We start from the raw sequence: 14,635 nt of genomic DNA on the forward strand, positions 1-14,635 counted from the left end.
GTTAAACGTAGAATATCTCATGTCATTTATGTTGTCAATCTGTTTTTTTTATGATTTCCAAAACTTTCAAGATTTTGCTGAAACATATTTGAAATTCAATCCGTTAAATGGTTATAGAAGAATTATTTGGCATGCCCAATAACTAAAAAAGGATGAAGAAGATGAAAAAGGTTCTGGCCATCAGTCTCTTGCTTTGCGCAACGATCTTGTCGTCCACTCTAGCTCCGGTCGCCACACAGGCCGATCAAGAACCCATGGTCCGCTTGGAGGGCCAGCCGATTTCTTTCACGCTGCAGCCCAAAATGATGGATGGCGTTCTGATGGCATCCGTTCGGGATCTGGCCCAAGCTCTGGGCATGGAAGTGACATGGAAAGAAGATGAGCTGCTTGCGATTGTGACCCACAACGAGTTCGAACTTAAGCTGCCGAAGAACTCAGACTTTGCCTATGTGAATGGGCAAGCACGCACCATGTATGGCACCACACAGATGGTAAATGGTTCTATGTATGTCCCGATTCGCTTTTTTATGGAATGTGCAAATTATGTTGTTCGCTGGGATTCTGCCGCAAATTCAGTGAATATCACGAAGCAAGCTGACACCTTGCCTGTTGTCGGTACATATGATCATCTAGTTACACTGTTGACGCAAAATCAAAGAAGTGGGAGTATCAAAGTTTTTATGACCCAAGGTGTGAAAACCGAAACTTCAGCTACCGCCTTAGTTCCATCTAGTGATGGTTCTGCAAGCCCAGCTCCAGAATCGATGAAATCGGAGAGCCCCGCATACTCAGATACGAATGTCCAAGTGCAAGGCGTGGATGAATCCGATATTGTCAAGACAGATGGAAATTACTTGTACACGGTAAACAAACAGCGCATTGTTGTCACGCAGGCTTATCCCGCCGATCAAATGAAAGTGCTGAGCATCCTCGATTTCCAAGAAAATCAAGGTACTCCGTTTCAGCCTACTGAGATCTACGTGGACGACAAGCATCTGATCGTGATCGGCAACTCCCAACAAAGCGATTCATTGGTCCCCTATAGTGGAGGAGCTGGCCTCACAGAAAAGAGAATGATCATGCCGATGATGCGGCTAGGAAACACGAAGGTCATGGTTTACGACCTCACCGACAGGAGCAGCCTGAAGCTTGTTAAGGAAGCTGAGCTGGATGGCAGCTACATCTCTTCCCGCAAAATCGGATCATCCCTGTATTTCATCGCCAATAAGTACGTGAATTATTATCCATACCTGAAAACCGAGAACAAGGAAGAAGTCAAAGCTGCGTTAGCTCCTTCCTATCGGGATTCAGCATCAGGTGATGCCTTTACCACGATTCCGTTAGATCAGGTCTATTACTTGCCAAGGGCTGTAGAGCCTAACTACGTGCTCATCGGAGGCATGGATCTGAAACAATTAGATAAACCGATGAATGTCACTGCTTATCTAGGCTCTGGGCAAAATGTGTACGCCTCCGAAGAAAACTTATATATGGCCGTAACGAATTATGAACAAATGCCTATCCGAACTTTGCCCGTGCCTGTTGATTCTTCCACACAAAATTCTTCCACACAAGGCATACGACTTCAAGCTATCGAGCCTCAGAAAGAGGAAACCATTATTTATCAATTTGGCCTGACGGCGAGCAAAGCAATTTACAAGAATACGGGCACGGTGCCAGGGCGTTTGCTCAATCAATTTTCCATGGATGAGCATAACGGTTACTTCCGGCTCGCGACGACAACCGGTGAAATGTGGCGAACCGACGAGGGGACGTCGAAAAATCATATCTTCACTCTTGACGCGAATCTTCAAGTAAAAGGCAAGATCGAAAACATCGCGCCAGGTGAGCGCATTTATTCCACGCGTTTCATCGGTGACCGGGCTTATATGGTTACTTTTAGAAACACGGATCCACTATTTGTCATCGATTTGAAGAATCCGGCTGAGCCCAAGCTGCTAGGGGCGCTGAAGATTCCCGGCTACAGTGACTATCTGCATCCCTATGATGAAAACCATCTTATTGGCTTCGGGAAAGATACGAGTGAGGTCGATCTCAAAAACCCGCAAGGTCCGCAGTCCATCGCCTATTATCAAGGCATGAAAATAGCGCTGTTCGACGTGACCGATGTGAACAATCCGAAGGAGCAATTCAAAGAAATCATTGGGGACCGCGGAACCGATTCCGAGCTGCTTCACAATCACAAAGCGCTGCTGTTCTCCAAGGAGAAGAGTCTCCTTTCTTTCCCGGTTAGCGTGATGAAATTGGATCCAAATAACGCTAAGCCAGCAAATGCTTATGGCAATTTTGCTTTCCAGGGAGCTTACATCTACAAGCTTGATTTGGAAAAAGGCTTCCAGCTCCGCGGCAGCATCACCCATCTGACAGAGGATGATCTCAAAAAAGCTGGACAGTATGTGCTAGCCGGCGACAAACAGGTGCAGCGCGTTCTTTCTATCGGAGATACCCTGTACACCGTCTCGAACGGATTCATCAAAGCGAATGATTTCAATACGCTGCAGGAAAAAGGTTCACTGATCATTCCATAGATGGAATGGATCAGGTTCTCTGACTCTCCCCTATTGAGCGAGCTGTGGGTTTTGGAAAACCTGCGATAGTGCAGGCATTTTCAAGGAAATCGTGTGAAGAAGGAAAAAGCCTGCGATTATGCAGGCTTTTTCCGCCTTTTCACCCTGCTATGCACATTTGGCCTCAAAAGGATGCATGATCGCAGGAATTTGACGATCTGGGCGATTCCAAAGCCAAAAAAGATGCATGATCGCAGGAATTTGCCAAAATAGGCGAGGAGGCTGCTGGGTGGGGTTTGACAGCCGCCATGCGGCGGCGACACAACGCGCGCCCAGAATCCGCGCGCCTTTAATTACCGGCTTGCCTGTCCAGCAGCTTAACTAACGCCGCAGCCGCTTCGCCAAAATACAAAAAAGACACTCTAATCGCTTAGAAGTGTCTTTTTCGTTGCTGTTCATATGATTATTGAGCTTTTACAATCTCTCTACCCTTATATGAACCGCAGTTTTTGCAAACATGATGCGCCATTTTCAACTCAGCACATTGTTCACACTTCACCATTCCTGGCACAGCCAGTTTAAAGTGAGTACGGCGCTTATCGCGACGTGTTTTGGACGTTCTCCTTTGAGGAACAGCCATGATCAAAACACCTCCTGTTAGTTACATAAATCAACAGATGCTATCATATCTTTCTTGACATCGTTTGTCAATGCTAAATTGAAATTAATGTATCTCAACTCCCAATTCTTCTGCCAAAATAGCAGTCAGACTTGGCTGAGAAAGCGGTGCATCGCCTTCCGAACAAACTCGGAATACGGTGACGAATGACGCCTCCCTTACCTTGCTCACCCGGCGAATCAGCGTACTCCGGCGCTTGACATGGGCCATGCCCGGCGTCTCAGCCAAATACCACATCTCCTGCTTCAAGCTGCCAGATGAACTGCCGATAGCGTAGATCTGCAGCCGCTCATGCTGCGCATCTGTCTCGTTCCATTTCCACTCCAGCATCCGAGTATCACCGGCCAAACCGGGCAGTCTTCGGATTTCTTTCAGGAATGAATACCCCTCAGACGCTGATAATTGTGCAGAAGAGACTGGTATCTCATCTAATGATGGCAGACGCTTCGGGACGCCGGGAGTATGAAATACCCAATCAACATCTTCTTCACGGTCGCATAGAACACTGCAAGCATCAATTAATAGCCCGTTCTTAATCGTAATGCTTCTATTCAACTGGGCACCTTCATAAGCGTCCCTCACCTCTGCGCAAATTCGAACAGAACCATTCCGTTCATTCATCTTCACCTCGCTGAGAACGCCAGTGGAAGGACTTTGCGAACGACCGCCGACCACTATGGTATTGTGAGCAATCGTTTGTCGGAACCAGGCATCATGCATAGGATGGCTGTAGCCCAACATGCCAGCGTCAGTCAGCCAACAGCGGCCTCCCGCATAATAGATCAAATTCAATTTATCGAAGTGGCCATGCCACCCGCCGTGCTCTCCATAATCGATCAGTACCGCTTGCGCTGAGGGACCTTTTCCGACTGTCACATACAGCATGCCTGGCTTACTCAAATCAATCGCACGGATATCACGGATGGCTGCTTCGTCGGCAGATTCCGGCCGTGACCCCATATCTCTACCGTATAGCAGACTGGACAAGGAGCGTCTCTCCGATTGGCGAAGGACATCACGCCCAAAGCCGTATGCGGCATAGGCAAATTCATACAAGTCCGCATATTTCCTTAGATCAGTTTCTGCGGAGTCATGAACAGCCGGAAACGTGTAGTCTGGCAAATGAGCTTCAAGAGGGATACGGAACATGGACTGGAACTGCTCATCTTCACATAAAGGCTCGTCAAATGCTGAGGCTGAGAGGACTGTCGTGATCAACGCATTCAATGTGAAAAAGTGGTAGTCCCAAGACCCCTCGAACCAAAAGCCTTCCTTCCCTACACTTTGCTTCATTTGAAAGCGGAACCCATTCGCAGGATCGTTCACAGCCTGGTCGAACAGCTTTTGGTCACTCAATGCTTCAGCAACAGAAGCGACAGCAGCATTGTGATAACTCTGCCAGTTGGACTCTCCGCGCGGATTTCGGTCGATCACGGCGATAACCGGCCGAAACAGGTTCAATTCGATGATCGACATCTCCACATCCGTCCACCGTCGGCAGGACTTAAGGATTGTAAAAGCTTGGGCAAGCGGAATAATCCACATCGCCTCGCTCAAGGTCTGATTTTGTACCTTTGCCCCATATCTTCCCGCCGCGTCACCGCTTTTCCCAAAAATATCATGCAATTCATAAGAAGCGTAATGCCCTGCATAAAACAAAATAACTTCCATCGCCCAATCAGCATATCGCGCTTCATCGGTTGCGACGTATAGGACCGCAGCGGTCAGAGCATGTTGGCTAAACTCTGAATGCTCCTCTGCGATAACTACATCGTCGTAGGGAGCACCGCTCATTTCTTGCTGACAGAGGGGGCACTTGTGGAGAACACGCGTAATCGTCGTCAGACGCGTTCCGTCAACCGGGCAGACATAGGAGTGGCTCCACCCTCCCCCGCTGAGCGGAATTTCCGGCTGAGAAGCGACGATAGACGCCATTTGTCCTGTTAAATAGGCTAGTGCGTTCTGAGCCGTTGTTTCGGTTCGAAGGCGCGATCGGAATTGTTCAAGCCATGCCGCTGAACGCAATGGATACATGTAACGGAACCTCCCTTTAAGGGCTCTCCTGTTGATAAGAGCTGCTCAATGGATGATGGGATTGCCTAAATTCTTTGGGACTCATGCAAACCATTCTTTTAAATATTTTATTAAAATGCCGATAATTTTCCATCCCAACCTGCTCGGCGATTTGAAATGTTCGGAGATCGGTTGTAAGCAGCAGCCTCTTGGCCGCTTGAATTCTCATCGACATCATGTATTGGGTGTACGTTTGCCCTGTCGTTTTTTTAAACAAGGAGCTGAAATAGGGAATGCTGTATCCAACTTTGGCAGCCATGTCCTCGAGGCTTATCGAAACGGCCAAATCAGCCTTCAGCTGTCCAAGAACGTTCAACATGATCGTATTCAAAGGACTCACTTGGTCAAAGCCCTCTTCCGGTTGTCCCGCGTTCTTATTTCGCTCGGCTGCTTCTAACTTTTGGCGATCCTCTTCCCGTTTGGAAATTCGCGGGATGAAGTTTTTGAGTGTGTCGGTAAGCAGCGTCTCTTGAATCAGACAATCTTCCTTAATCAAGTAGGATGAGGCCCCTAATTCAATTGCCTTTTGCGCAAAATGGAAATCTTTGTGGCAAGATAAAATAATCGTCTCTGGCATCTCCTGATCCAACTGCTTTAATTCTTCAAGTAATTCAATACCGCTCATCACGGGCATGGTTATATCGGTAATAAGAAAATGAGGGTGAAACTCCTTGCACAGTTCAAGCCCTCTTTTCCCATTAACAGCCTCCCCCACGAGTTCAAAACAGCCATTCTCTTGGGCAATCATTTGTTTAAAAACTTCGCGAGCCGGTTTTTCATCTTCGACGATTAATACTTTAAATGGACCCGTCATGCGAATGTTCCTCCTTAGCGAATTCCAATCGATGCCTTGGAATTAGGATGGACACGATCGTCCCTTCTCCTTGACCCTTGCTTTCCAGTCGAAATTCCGACTGCTCGCCGAACAGCAGTCTGACACGTTCTGATACATTCATCATGCCGATGCTCTTCCCACGATTTCCGTGCTTAATATGCTGCCTCAGCTGCTCCAGACGATCAGACTCCAAGCCCAAACCATCATCTTCAATTTGAATCATGACGGTATCTTCCGTAAGACAAACAGTTCGAACAACAATGGTCCCTTGATCGGTTTCTTTGCCAAAAATACCGTGAAACAATGAATTTTCAATCAGAGGCTGCAATAATAGCTTAGGAATCAGCATGTCCTGCAGTTGCTCATCTATTTCCATCCTCACAATAATTTGGCAATCGTATCTCAATTGCAACATAGCGATATAATCGGTTATATAATTCAGCTCGCCGGAGAGAGGAACTAACTGTTCATAGCTTTCCATCGAGTAACGAAGCATGGAGACAAGTCTGTGCAGCATGCTTCTAATTTTGTTATAATCCTTCAGCATGGCAAACATACTGATTGTATTCAATGTGTTATATAAGAAATGAGGGTTGATTTGGGCCTGCAGCACCGTAATTTCACTACGCCTTTTCAGCTCTTCCGATTGCTGCAAATCTTCCACCAGTGAATTAAGACGAAACGCCATGTTATTCAGCATTGTACCCAGCTCGCCAAGCTCGTTTTTCGGATAATCCGAATAGGAATTGGAAAAGTTGCCTTGTTGAATCGACCTCATATGCCGTTTGAGCCGCTGAAGCGGTCGATACAGGTTGTAACCGATCACAAGTGATCCAATAAGCCCCAATAGCATAAGCAAAAATAAAAGCAGCAAAGCCGTTCTCGTAATAAAACGCGTGCTTTCCGACAATTGATCAACCGGTATTTCAGAAATAACAATCCACTTATGAAAGTTTCCCGACTGTTTAATCGTGTATAGGGAATGATCAACCAAGAACTGCTCACTGCGTTTACTCTCGTTCCAATTCTCGATTGCCTTACCCACATGGCTGGCAATTTCCGGGGAAGAAGCAGAACTCGTTGTGGCGATTACTTTATTCTCGCTCGTGACGATATATAAAGCGCCATCCGGGCCAAGATTAATGTTATGGATCGCCTTTTGCAAAGCTTGCTTCGGCAGCATAATGACCAGCATTCCTCGGTAACCTGTCCCATTGGAATATGTCAGTTTCCGCAAAAAGAAGCTATTATCCGCAAGAAATGGATCATTGCTGCTAGTATCATCAATTAATTGAAACGCCTTATTGGATGCTTCAACAGAGCGAATCAGCTTCTCATATCGCGATTGTTCGATTGGAACAATGGAGTCTGTGGTTGAAATCACCTCACCGGAATCGACCGCATATATGCTGATATCTGTTATATCCCCGATCGTTGTTTTTCCCGCATCCAGTGTCCTCAGCAGCTCCTGCATCTGAACAACATAGTCGAAGTAGTTGCTCTGCACGTTCAAAGAGTTCGTAATAATTGGCGAAAGACCAAATTGATTACTTAATTGTTGAATGCGCACCATCGTATTTTCGATTTGCTCATTCAGCTGGTTCACGACTTGTAAATTCAATGCGTTTACTTTCGTCATTACCGTTTGGTTAGACACATGGACCGTTACAAAGGCAAAAATCGATAATGGAATAGAAGAAAGCAGAAAAAGAAAAAAAATAACTTTAACAAAAAAACTTTTTCGAATAAAACTCAGAAATGACACTCTCATATGCTAATCGCGGCCTTTCCCTATCATCCAAGAGATTAGAACGCATCTCTCATGGAGACTATTTTAGCACATGGCGGATAGGGCCATACATGATCATACGGATAGTTCAATCTTTTTGAGAGAATCAGTAAATTCAGCCAGCTCAATGGATTTCCCCTGAGCCAAGCGGGATTGTTCAGCTGCAAATGCCATCAGATGGCTGCGAACCGAGGCAGCAGCGGACGTCAAGCTTTCTTCTCCGTCGTATTCACGCACTTCTTTCAAAAAGCTGCGAACGATCCCGCTGTCCCCGCCGCCGTGTCCGCTCGTTTGCTTCGGAAGCTTAATTTCGATATTCTCGTGGGTTACAAAATCCATCAGTGTTATCTTGTCATCCTCACCGCGAATTTCACCAAGGGTGCCCATAATTTGAATCCGGCGTTCCTGATGACGGGTAAAGGCGCTCATACTGAACATGACGGTGGAGCCGCTCGCAAATTCCATATTCACGACTTGATGATCGACAACGTTATTGTTGCATTGATATACACACCGGCCGTACCCCGTCTCCTTCAATCCTTGCACAATGCTTTCTCGGGATACCTCCTTCGTGAAATGTCTTGCCCAATCCTTGCCCTCGCCCAGATAAAAACGAGGGGCCGAATAAGGACATGTCGCCTCGACTGCGCAGCCGTCAATACAGTATTCCGTCGAGCCTTCCGGCGCATTGCCGGAATGAAAATGCAGGAGTGAACCGTACGAGCTAAGCCGTATACACTTCTCATCCATTAACCAAGACAGCACATCCATATCATGGCACGATTTGGCCAAAATCATCGGACTGGACACTTCCGAGTTGCTCCAGTTGCCGCGAACGAAGCTATGCGCCATATGCCAATAGCCGACGTTCTCATTGAGCTGAATCGAAGCCACCTTACCGATGCGCCCTTCCGTAATAAGCCGTTTGATGGCCGACCAGAACGGCGTATAGCGAAGCACGTGACAGATGGTCAGCAGCCGGTTATTGTCCTTAGCCGCTTGCTCCATGTCGATGCACTCCTTCGGATTCGGCGACATCGGCTTTTCCAATAAAACATGATACTTGTTGCCCAAGGCCTTCATCGTTGGGAGGTAATGCATCCGATCCTGCGTGCAAATCAGCGCGATATCAGCCAACTGCGGCTGTTCAAGCAGCTGCTCCCAAGAATGAAAGCAACCCTCCGGCGGGATACCGTGTTCTCTTGCAAACTGTGCCAAGCGATGCGGATCCGACTCCGCGACGGCAACAAACTTCAACTCATGCGGGTAGTCTAGTGCATAAGGCGCATAACTGCGAGAACCTCTGGCTCCTGCTCCGATTAAAATAGCTGTAAGCTGTTTCATACAAACGTCTCCTCGATTCCTTTAGTAAGTCACACTCATTTTTTTACCAATAAGTCTTCCAATCTCTCGTAACCCGAACAAGCGCTTCAAAATAAAAATAATCGCCCCACAAGCAGCATTCGTCTACGCCCGAATTCCCAGGCTTACTGTATACGCCGTGCAGCAGCAATCCATTGGATTCCGGGGTGTTAACGGTTGAATAATTGTCTATCAAAGACAAGAGGATTGCGCTTGCCACATTTGCATAAATGGCTTTATGAGGATCCGTAGCAGATAAATGCTTGATAAGCTCGAGCATACCGCACACGGCAATGGCGGCAGCTGAACTATCGCGCACTTCAGAACCGCTCGTAAATATCAAATCCCAGTAGCACACGCAGTCTTCCGGCAGCCGGTTAATAAAATAATTCGCAACTTTTTTAGTTACATCAAGAAGTTCTTGATCCTTCGTATAGATATAATTCAGCGGAAACCCGTAGATGGCCCAAGCCTGACCGCGTGACCAGCAGGAATCATCTGAAAACCCTTGTGCGGTTTTGCCGTAAAGCGGAGCACCGGAATCAACATCCATATAATACGTATGAAAACTGGACGCATCCTCACGAATCAAATACGCCGCTGCTTGTTTGACATGGGTGGCTGCAGCATCGGAATAAGCCCGATTTCCCGTAATTTCCGCGGCCCAATACAATAGCGGCGTATTTAGGCAGCAGTCGATAATCATTCGTCCCCGCTGCTTCGGATTGCTTAAGCTCCCCCACGCTTGGATAATGCCTGCATGCTCCAAATAACGGGACATGAGCAAATCAGCCGCGCGAAGCGCTGTTTGTTTCGCCTCCTCGTTGCCTGTAAGCTTATAAGCAGCCACACAGGAAAGCGAATAAAGGAAGCCTAGATCATGGGTTTCGGTGCCAATTTGTTCATCTGCACGCTTCTTGAAGCTGAGTAACTGCCTGTCGGCGACACGCCGGTACTTCTCGTCGCCTGTCACTTCATAAGCGAGCCATAACATGCCTGTCCAGAATCCAGGCGTCCATTCATAGTTATCAGCAGCCGCATAGATCAGATTGTTGCTGACGATATCGGGAAATTTGTCTGTGAACGACTCCAAATTGCGATCGATCTGCTTCAAGATATGCCCAATGGCCGCATCGCATCGTTTCTTGGTTAACTGAGGCGGATTGATGAACCTTGCTGCGCTGAGTATACCTTCATCCTTCACTTGCTTCATATCCAAGCACTCCTTCTTAATCACAAAACCTAATTAACATATATGGAGAATCACCCTAATCACCGGGCAATTCTCCATTTGACAAGTTCACTCATTTCTGTGTTGCGTTATACTGCTCCATATATTCTTTGCCTGCAGCTTCACCGTAGGTTTTCGCCCAATTGGCTATTTCCGTTTTCACATCATCCATTGAGCCTTCACCAATTACATATTTCAGAGCAACGGTGCTGACTTTTTTCAAATGATCCGTGTTTTTCGTAAGGGTTGGAGAGGTCATTCCGCCGAACGGATTCGTTACGCCAATGCTCTCGAAGCTATCCGTATATTCTTTCATTTTAGCCCTTACCGGGTCAGACGCATCCGATGCGACGTAGTAATAAGGATCGTAACGATTATCCAGCACCCAAGTGGCTGGCGTCTCGGTCTGGAACAGCTTCACCTGATCGGCTGTACGCTCTACCTTGCCGTCTTTATAGCTCGTGGAATGCTGACCGATAATGCCCGCTTTGCTGAAAGCATAGTTTTCCTCGCTTGCACTGAAATCAAGGAAATCAACAAGCTTCTGAACTTTATCCTTCGGCGTGCTGGACGGAACTACCCATAACCCCCAGAGACCGGCCGCTTTTCCGATACCGCCTTTGCCATCAGGACCTTTAAGCGATTGCAGCATGTCCACTTCCGCTTTGGCATCCACCTTGCGAATTTTATCAAGAGGGGAATTAGGAGCATCGCTCAATTCACCGACATGATTGGCTTTGACTCCGGCAATGCCTTGTGTCCATTTTTCAACAGCTTGCTGCGATTTTAGCACGGTAGCGTTCTTCTCGATTAACCCGCTGGCCCAAGCATTCTTTAACCATTCCAAATATTTCAGGTAGCCCTCGGATTGAATAGCAAACTTGGGAACTCCGTTGTCAATTGTCCAGGCATTAGGCATCCCGAACGCATACTGAACGGACCCAAGCCAATCAAAAACGGTATAGGTGTTGGTCGCATAGGTAAGAAGAGGAATTGTTTTACCTCCGCCAACAGGATCTTTTTCTTTGAATGTTTTTAAAACTTGTGTGAATTCATCCAGCGTTTGCGGTTTTTTCAAGTTATATGTATCCAACCAGTCTTTGCGGTAAAGGAACGCTCCTTGTGCACTATACAACTGTCTTGGCCGTGGAATCCCGAATACTTTATTATCTACCTTCGTCTGAGACCAAGTAATTTCTGGAATCAAGTTCAAATTATTTTTACCCTTCATATATGGCGTTAGGTCATAAAATGCCCCTTGCTTCACATAGTTCGTGAATACAGCATCTTTGCCATTATCGAACAGAATCAGATCATATTGGGACGAATCTGCCATCGCGATGCTTATTTTATCCTTATAGATATCTTCCGGAACAAGCTCCAGCTCAAGTTGGACATTGCCGCGTTTCTCAATATCTTCCTTCGCCTTGTTCCCTTTGAGCACCGGAGGTTCTCCGTTGTAAATGAGCATCGCCTTGATTTTAAGTGGTTCTTTGTTAGCACTGGGATTTGCCCCTTGTTTTTCCTCGCCTTTTCCGCAAGCAGCCAAAAGACTCATTGTCATCACAGCAGCAAGTGAAACGTACAACGTTTTTTTCATTTTCATACCTATACCACCCTCTCCAATGTTCAACGATAATAACCCACTTCTCAGCTTATCCTCTTCATGATCTAAGCCTGTCTTCTTCACCTCCCGCATAGAGTTCACCTTATTCTTTAATGGATCCAATCATAGCGCCCTGTGCAAAATGCTTTTGCAAAAATGGATACACAGCCACGATCGGTATCATCGAGATGATGATGGCTGCCATTTTGATCGTATCTCCCAATTGTGCTGCTGACTTCTCGTTCATACTAAACTCATTGTTAATATTAGAGGTGCCGACGACGATCATCTGACGCAGCAGTACCTGCACGGTCCACATGCTGCTCTTGCTCAAATAAATGACAGCACCGAAAAACTCATTCCAGTGACCAACCATGAACATCAGCCCAAACGTAGCCATTACCGGCATAGACAGCGGAAGCACCAACGACCATAAGATCCGTATTTCTCCCGCTCCATCCATTCGCGCCGCTTCTTCCAAGCTTTCGGGCAAGCCTTGAAAAAAAGTTTTCATCACCATAATGGTAAAAGCATTGGTAGCGCCTGGTAATATAAGCGCCCAGTACGAATTAAGCAAGCCGAGCGACTTAACCAACAAATAGTTGGGAATGATTCCGGCGCTGAACAGCATCGTGAAGAAGATCAGCAGCATCATGAAGCGGCGCCCTGGTAAAAACTTTTTGGATAAAGCATAAGCCAGCGTTACCGAGAAAAGGAGATTAACAAAGGTACCTACAATTGTAACGTAAACTGAATTGCCTATCGCTTGAACGAACCTGCTGGTTGACATCAAATATTGATAGCCTTCCAGGGAAAACTCCTTAGGAATGAGGAAGAAGTCCCCACCGATCGATTCCCCTCCCCCACTGAAGGATACCGCTAGAATGTACAGGAATGGAACAATGATCAGCAAACTAAATACAAGCATAAGGAAGCCAATCACGAAATCAAACATTGGAAACCGTTTTATCATTAACTGTCTGCTCATTCTTATCACCTCATTTCGGTTAAAAAACACCGTCTTCTCCTGCTTTTTTGGCTAAATGATTGCTCAGCAATACGAGAATGAGCCCTATGATCGAATTGAACAATCCTGCCGCAACACCATAGCTGAAATGCGCCTCCGTTAGTCCGACCCTGTATACATATAGATCAATGACATCGGATACCTCTTGGTTGAGCGGATTGGTCATGAGAAATACCTGCATGAAATTCGAATCCATGAGATGCCCGAGACGAATGACCAGCAAAATAATAATCGTGCTTTTAATGCCAGGCAACGTAATATGCCATATTCTTCGCCAGCGTCCGGCACCGTCCATTGTAGCCGCTTCGTAAAGTTCTGGATTGACGCCGGCAATCGCTGCTAAGAAAATAATCGTTCCCCAACCGGCATCCTTCCATATGCTTTGAAAAACGGCAAGCGAACGAAACCATTCTGTGCCCGTCATGAATGCGAATTCCTTCCCGATCATTGAACCCAAATAATGGTTGATCACGCCGGAAGGTCCGAAGAAAATAAACGTTATCCCAACAACAACGACCCATGACAGAAAGTGCGGCAAATAGACGATGGTCTGGATAATTTTCTTAAAAGCAGCCGAACGCAATTCACTAAGCATAATCGCCAAAAGGATGACGAATGGGAAATAAAAAAGCAGATTAAACAAACTCAACATCAACGTGTTCCGTAAAAGAAGAAAAAAGGATTCATTTGAGAAAAAATCTCGAAATTGTTGAAGGCCTACCCAGGGGCTTTTACTAAAACCAAGAAATGGGCTGTAATCTTGGAAGGCTAAGAGCACACCCCACATAGGAAAATATTTAAACACAATGAAATATAGCATTCCGGGAGCTGCCAATAAATAAAACCATAAGTACTTCTTGAAATTTTTTCTTAACGGCGATAGATGTGTTCTGGCATGTTGAAGTTCAAGTTGACTCAAACTCATGAATCGTGTACCTCCTCACAAGAAGTTATACATATTATGTTATATAATCTAACCAAAAAGTAACATGTTCTCTTTTAATGGAAGTGTATCTTTTTTTAAGATCTTGTAAACGCTTTTAAGGAAGCGCTTACGAAATGGACTGGCGTTTAAAATCACAATCAAGACACTAACAAGAAACTAACAGCGTAAGAGATTGTATTTTCGCTCAATTTAAATAATTAGCTAGAAATTAATGTTACACAAATAAAGTCCGAAGTTACATGTTCTCTTTTAACAGAAGTGTATCCATATTTACGATTCTTCTCGGTGCCCTACCGGTGTTGAAAAGCCTGCGAAAATGGTTACTACTCAGGACCTTATTCAAATTCTAAAATTTGGTTTAATAGATAGTACCAATACTTAGAGTGAACGAGGTGAGAGGCATAATGAATATAGAAGAAATTGATCGGATTATGCTCGGTGACTTGGCATCCATTAAGGCACTCATTCTGTCTCTGGTTGCCAAGGTTGAATACCTCGAAAACGAAAATAAGGAGCTTAAGCGGCAACTTGGCCAAAACTCGCAAAACAGTAGCTGGCC

General features: G+C 46.0%; 10 protein-coding genes. 1 reads left to right on the plus strand and 9 read right to left on the minus strand.

Annotation, left to right across the window (positions count from 1 at the left end; genetic code table 11):
* Nucleotides 1–161 precede the first annotated feature (161 nt).
* Entirely contained in the window at nucleotides 162–2,549 is a 2,388-nt protein-coding gene (locus tag HQN90_RS19640; protein ID WP_173221759.1) for a beta-propeller domain-containing protein, read from the plus strand.
* A 442-nt stretch (nucleotides 2,550–2,991) separates the two neighbouring features.
* Here HQN90_RS19640 and rpmF read toward each other — a convergent pair whose 3' ends face one another.
* The 9 genes from rpmF to HQN90_RS19685 all read right to left on the minus strand — a co-directional run bounded on the left by rpmF (nucleotide 2,992) and on the right by HQN90_RS19685 (nucleotide 14,055).
* The gene (gene rpmF / locus HQN90_RS19645; protein ID WP_029193705.1) at nucleotides 2,992–3,168 is read right to left on the minus strand and encodes a 50S ribosomal protein L32; all 177 of its coding nucleotides are present in this window, start codon (nucleotides 3,166–3,168) and stop codon (nucleotides 2,992–2,994) included.
* An 84-nt stretch (nucleotides 3,169–3,252) separates the two neighbouring features.
* Nucleotides 3,253–5,241: a heparinase II/III domain-containing protein gene (locus HQN90_RS19650; RefSeq protein ID WP_173221761.1), complete on the minus strand. Its 1,989-nt coding sequence runs from the start codon at nucleotides 5,239–5,241 to the stop codon at nucleotides 3,253–3,255.
* A gap of 16 nt (nucleotides 5,242–5,257) precedes the next feature.
* Entirely contained in the window at nucleotides 5,258–6,094 is an 837-nt protein-coding gene (locus HQN90_RS19655; RefSeq protein ID WP_173221763.1) for a response regulator transcription factor, read from the minus strand.
* Nucleotides 6,078–7,736: a sensor histidine kinase gene (locus HQN90_RS19660; RefSeq protein WP_173221765.1), complete on the minus strand. Its 1,659-nt coding sequence runs from the start codon at nucleotides 7,734–7,736 to the stop codon at nucleotides 6,078–6,080. Before HQN90_RS19660 ends, HQN90_RS19655 begins: the two co-directional genes overlap by 17 nt.
* 243 nt (nucleotides 7,737–7,979) lie before the next feature.
* On the minus strand, nucleotides 7,980–9,248 hold the full coding sequence (locus tag HQN90_RS19665; RefSeq protein WP_173221767.1) for a Gfo/Idh/MocA family protein: 1,269 nt from the start codon (nucleotides 9,246–9,248) through the stop codon (nucleotides 7,980–7,982).
* A 43-nt stretch (nucleotides 9,249–9,291) separates the two neighbouring features.
* Nucleotides 9,292–10,479, minus strand: coding sequence for a glycoside hydrolase family 88 protein (locus HQN90_RS19670; RefSeq protein WP_173221769.1), 1,188 nt, complete (start codon nucleotides 10,477–10,479; stop codon nucleotides 9,292–9,294).
* Between the two features lie 91 nt (nucleotides 10,480–10,570).
* Nucleotides 10,571–12,103, minus strand: a complete 1,533-nt coding sequence (locus HQN90_RS19675; protein ID WP_173221771.1) for a type 2 periplasmic-binding domain-containing protein — start codon at nucleotides 12,101–12,103, stop codon at nucleotides 10,571–10,573.
* Nucleotides 12,104–12,206: 103 nt separating this feature from the next.
* Nucleotides 12,207–13,091 carry a carbohydrate ABC transporter permease gene (locus tag HQN90_RS19680; RefSeq protein ID WP_173221773.1) on the minus strand — a complete coding sequence of 295 codons (885 nt, stop codon included), beginning with the start codon at nucleotides 13,089–13,091 and terminating at the stop codon, nucleotides 12,207–12,209.
* Nucleotides 13,092–13,110: 19 nt separating this feature from the next.
* The gene (locus HQN90_RS19685) at nucleotides 13,111–14,055 is read right to left on the minus strand and encodes an ABC transporter permease (protein WP_173221775.1); all 945 of its coding nucleotides are present in this window, start codon (nucleotides 14,053–14,055) and stop codon (nucleotides 13,111–13,113) included.
* Nucleotides 14,056–14,635 lie beyond the last annotated feature (580 nt).

It is taken from the genome of Paenibacillus alba, assembly GCF_013204855.1.
Classification (GTDB): Bacteria; Bacillota; Bacilli; order Paenibacillales; family NBRC-103111; genus Paenibacillus_E; species Paenibacillus_E alba.

What these genes read in the sequence shown, in the direction of transcription:
- HQN90_RS19640 (WP_173221759.1), top strand. Translation starts at nt 162, where the DNA reads ATGAAAAAGGTTCTGGCCATCAGTCTCTTGCTTTGCGCAACGATCTTG.
- rpmF (WP_029193705.1), bottom strand. Translation starts at nt 3,168, where the DNA reads ATGGCTGTTCCTCAAAGGAGAACGTCCAAAACACGTCGCGATAAGCGC.
- HQN90_RS19650 (WP_173221761.1), bottom strand. Translation starts at nt 5,241, where the DNA reads ATGTATCCATTGCGTTCAGCGGCATGGCTTGAACAATTCCGATCGCGC.
- HQN90_RS19655 (WP_173221763.1), bottom strand. Translation starts at nt 6,094, where the DNA reads ATGACGGGTCCATTTAAAGTATTAATCGTCGAAGATGAAAAACCGGCT.
- HQN90_RS19665 (WP_173221767.1), bottom strand. Translation starts at nt 9,248, where the DNA reads ATGAAACAGCTTACAGCTATTTTAATCGGAGCAGGAGCCAGAGGTTCT.
- HQN90_RS19670 (WP_173221769.1), bottom strand. Translation starts at nt 10,479, where the DNA reads ATGAAGCAAGTGAAGGATGAAGGTATACTCAGCGCAGCAAGGTTCATC.
- HQN90_RS19675 (WP_173221771.1), bottom strand. Translation starts at nt 12,103, where the DNA reads ATGAAAATGAAAAAAACGTTGTACGTTTCACTTGCTGCTGTGATGACA.
- HQN90_RS19680 (WP_173221773.1), bottom strand. Translation starts at nt 13,091, where the DNA reads ATGAGCAGACAGTTAATGATAAAACGGTTTCCAATGTTTGATTTCGTG.
- HQN90_RS19685 (WP_173221775.1), bottom strand. Translation starts at nt 14,055, where the DNA reads ATGAGTTTGAGTCAACTTGAACTTCAACATGCCAGAACACATCTATCG.